At 65.1% G+C, this 3,973-nt stretch carries 3 protein-coding genes and 1 pseudogene; 2 read left to right on the forward strand and 2 right to left on the reverse strand.

Annotated features, from left to right (window positions below; translation table 11 throughout):
• Positions 1-310: 310 nt before the first annotated feature.
• Positions 311-838: a GNAT family N-acetyltransferase gene (locus tag Q0A15_RS14325; protein ID WP_291280202.1), complete on the forward strand. Its 528-nt coding sequence runs from the start codon at positions 311-313 to the stop codon at positions 836-838.
• Between the two features lie 29 nt (positions 839-867).
• On the opposite strand, the gene Q0A15_RS14330 is transcribed toward Q0A15_RS14325, so the two are convergent.
• On the reverse strand, positions 868-1,536 hold the full coding sequence (locus Q0A15_RS14330; protein WP_291280203.1) for an FMN reductase: 669 nt from the start codon (positions 1,534-1,536) through the stop codon (positions 868-870).
• Positions 1,533-2,693 carry a CE1758 family FMN-dependent luciferase-like monooxygenase gene (locus Q0A15_RS14335; protein ID WP_291280204.1) on the reverse strand — a complete coding sequence of 387 codons (1,161 nt, stop codon included), beginning with the start codon at positions 2,691-2,693 and terminating at the stop codon, positions 1,533-1,535. Before Q0A15_RS14335 ends, Q0A15_RS14330 begins: the two co-directional genes overlap by 4 nt.
• 203 nt (positions 2,694-2,896) lie before the next feature.
• Here Q0A15_RS14335 and Q0A15_RS14340 point away from each other — a divergent pair.
• Positions 2,897-3,973 (forward strand): annotated as a pseudogene (locus Q0A15_RS14340) (hypothetical protein); the annotation flags it as partial.

The raw sequence follows: 3,973 nt of genomic DNA on the forward strand, positions 1-3,973 counted from the left end.
CTCGGGGCGCTTGCCGCCGATCGCATCGTGGCGCACCTGGACCGCGACGTCGATCTGACCTCCGAGCACACCGCATACGACCTCGTGATCCGGTCCTCGACTGCTCGCCCGCGTACCGACTGATGCCGCACCGCTTCCTCGCTGGGCATTCGGTCGCCACACCACATTCCCTGGCGCGCCTGGCCCTCCCCCTTAGGCATTCCGTCACCACCTCCCACATAAAGCAGGAGGTGCTGACGGAAAGTCTCGGGAGGCACCGCCGTTTCGGGGGGCGCTGGCGTGCACAATGGCCAATGAGTATGGTGCCAAGGTGACTACCGTCTGGACCACCCGAGCCGAGACTTCCCAGGACCTGGCTGCCATCAGGTCCGTCACGGAGGCGGCCTTCCCCACCCCTGACGAGGCCGGAATCGTCGACGCGCTACGTGCCGACCCCACAGCCTGGATACCCGGTCTGTCACACGTCTGCGAGGACGAGGATGGCCAGGTAGCTGGACATGCAGTGCTGAGCCGGTGCACGGTGGACGGTTCCCCAGCCCTGGTGCTCGGTCCGTGCTCCGTTACTCCTGCCGCTCAGCGCCAAGGCGCCGGAACAGCCGTGATCCGTGCGGTGCTTGACGCCGCCCGCGCTACCGGCGAGCGGTTGGTGGTGGTGCTCGGGCATCCGAACTACTACCCCCGTTTCGGATTCGTCCGGGCCTCCCTGTTGGGCATCCGCACCTCCTTCGAGGTGCCAGACGAGGCACTGATGGCTCTGGATCTACAAGCGGAGCGGGCCGAGCAACGGGCCCCGCTGCCGCAAGGTGTCATCAGTTATCCGCCGGCTTTCGGCGTCTGACCACCCAGCGGCGTGGGGCAGCGGCGGTACTAGCCCCGGCCGTCGTGCCCCTTCAGGAGGGTGGCGAAGTCGGGCGAAGTGCCAAGGGTGGTGGCCGACGGGCGCGCGGGACGCGCGTCGTCGTCTCGCGAAAACCCGGCCACGGTATTGCCTTGCATCAGCACCTGCGTCACCAGTTCACCCGCGGCCCGGCGGATTCTGGAGGCAAGCGACGTGGAGGCCTCGGTGGAACCGAAGTCCTCCGTTGCCGCGAAGACACCCGTAGGAACCACCATGGCGTGCATGTAGGCGAACAAGGGGCGCATGGCGTGATCCAACATCAAAGAATGCCGTGGCGTGCCACCCGTGGCGGCGAGCAGGGTCGGCACGTCAGCCAGGGCATCCTGATCCAGGACGTCGAAGAAGAGCTTGAACAAGCCGGAGTATGAGGCCTTGAACGCGGGACTGACCGCGATCAGTGCGTCCGCATGGGCCACCAAGTCCAGCGCGTGAGCCACAGCCGGCGTGGGCAGACCGCCCGAGAGCATCGTGGTGGCCAGATCCACGGCAAGCTCGCGCAGCTCGATGAACTCGATCTGCGCGGACTCCCCGCGGTTGCTCACCTGGGTCTCCACCGCCGACGCGAGTTGGTCGGCCAAGAGCCTGGTGCTGGATGGCTCAGAGAGTCCAGCGGTGACCGTGACGACGCTGATGCTCATCGGGTTGCCTCCTGCTTGGAATCCTGTGCCGCCTGCTGTGCGCGGGCCACGGGGGATGAGATGACCTGGTGGTAGTCCGCGTCGCGCGGCAGCGCCGCGAGCTCCGCGTGCGTCGGTGCGTGATCAGGAACGCCAGTGGGGCGACGGCGAGCGAACTCCTGGCGCAGCACGGGAACCACTTCCTTGCCCAGGATCTCGATCTGTTCAAGGACCACGTCTTCGGGGAGACCGGCATGGTCCATGAGGAAGAGCTGGCGCTGGTAGTCCCCCACCGCGTCGGCGAAACCGAGCGTGCGCTCGATGACCTGTTCCGGCGTGCCGACGGTCAGCGGGGTCTGGCGGGTGAAGTCCTCCAGGCTGGGTCCGTGACCGTACACGGGGGCGTTGTCGAAGTAGGGGCGGAAGAAGCGCTTGGCCTCGGCCTCGGTCTCCGCCATGAACGCCTGTCCGCCCAGGCCCACGATGGCCTGCTCCGCGCCGCCGTGGCCGTAGGCCTCGAAGCGCTCACGGTAGCGCTGCACCATCTGGGCCGTGTGCTCGATGTTCCAGAAGATGTTGTTGTGGAAGAAGCCGTCGCCGTAGAAGGCCGCCTGTTCGGCGATCTCGGTCGACCGAATCGAGCCGTGCCATACGAAGGGTGGGGTGTCATCCAGAGGCCGGGGTGCCAAGGTGAATCCGCGCAGCGGCGTGCGGAATTGTCCCTCCCAGGTGATGTCCTCCTCGCGCCAGAGTTTGCGCAGGAGGTGATAGTTCTCGATGGCCAGCGGGATACCGGAACGGATGTCCTTGCCGAACCAGGGGTAGACGGGGCCGGTGTTGCCGCGCCCCATGATGAGGTCGAGGCGGCCGTCGGAGACGGACTGCAGCATCGAGTAGTCCTCGGCGATCAGGACAGGGTCGTTGGTGGTGATCAGGGTGGTGGAGGTGGAGAGAGTGATGCGCTCCGTCTTGGCCGCGATCCAAGCCAGATTCGTGGTGGGTGAAGAAACCACGAACGGCGGATTGTGGTGCTCGCCCTGAGCAAAGACGTCAAGACCCACCTCCTCCGCCTTCAGCGCGTACTTACGGATGGACGCCAAGCGTTCCTGTTCGGTTTGCGAACGTCGCCCGGTGGGATCGGGGGTCAGATCCCCTACCGTGAAGATGCCGAACTCCATATCTGAAGCACTTACCCTTCCGCTGTTCTTGGCGAAGCGACGCGGCCGCAGACACCAACTGATTGATACGTCAACCATAACCAACTCTGATGGCGAATTGTTCCATGACGTGTATCACGCGCCCTCCCATTACAGTGGTGCTGAACAACGGCGCCTTACACAGCCCGTGCCGCATCACGACATGAGCAACGAGGGGAACAGTCATGAACCAAGAGGAATGGCTGGAGTACCGCAGGAGCCTTGGCCTACCCGCGGACCCTGAGAAGGATTTCCCTCCGAGTTTCCGCAACGACCCCAAGACCTATCGGGGCCCCGACGTCAGCCGCAACACCGACATGACCGAGCGGCAGCGGCGCAAGGCAGAGGCCAACCATGAGGCAGCCCGCCGCGCCTCGAACGCACAGCTCCCGCAGCCCGCGCAGCGCCCACAACCGACCCGGCGGCCGCAGGGTCCCACCGCGAATACCAAGCAGTCGTCGCAGGCCCAGCAGGCCATGGCGGAGGCGATGCGCAGATTCCAGCAGAACTCAGGCGGAGGACCGGCTCCCGCCGGCGGTGGGCCGGGGCGCCCAGCCTATGGCGGCGGTCAACCCACGCCTGGCCCGCCGAAGAAGAACAACAGTTCCGTCGGGTGCTGCCTCGTGCTCGTCATCATCGCCATCGTTTTGGTGATCAGCTTCGTAGCGCCCGCCGGCAGAGGCATCTTCGACCTGTTCAAAGCCTCCAGCGGCTCTTCCTCAGGCAACTCCTACACCAGCTACGCCGAGAAGCGGAAAGCGGAAGAGGCCAAGCAGTCCAAAGCCGCCCAGGCCAAGGCCGGCGCGTTCATGGATCAGTTCGTCAAGGGCGATCCGGCGGCCGTCTCCGTCCTGAAGGAGACCGGCAGCTCTGCCTACGATTTCGGTCTGCTGACACCGCAGCAGGCCAAGGCCAGCATGGGCGCGGACGCCAAATGGACCCAGACCGACGTCTCCCTCATTGGATCGATGGCCACCATAGACGGCTTCATCCTCACCTCCTCCGACCGGATCCCGGTGAAGTTGCGTTTGATGCGCTACGACGAAATCTGGAAGCCCCAAGGGCTACGGATGCCCATCATGCGCGCAGGCAACGGGCGCCTTCCGAACTCGTTCAAGGTCAACGGCACCAAGGTCAGCATCCGTGATGATCAGGTCTATTCCGGCTTCCTGGTCTGGCCAGGCACCACCAAGGTGGAGCTTCCGACCGACAGGGAGATCACTTACCTCAACCCCAAGCAGACACTCAAGGCCACCGGAGAG

Origin of the sequence: Galactobacter sp. (assembly GCF_022712295.1) — a bacterium.
GTDB lineage: Bacteria > Actinomycetota > Actinomycetes > Actinomycetales > Micrococcaceae > Galactobacter.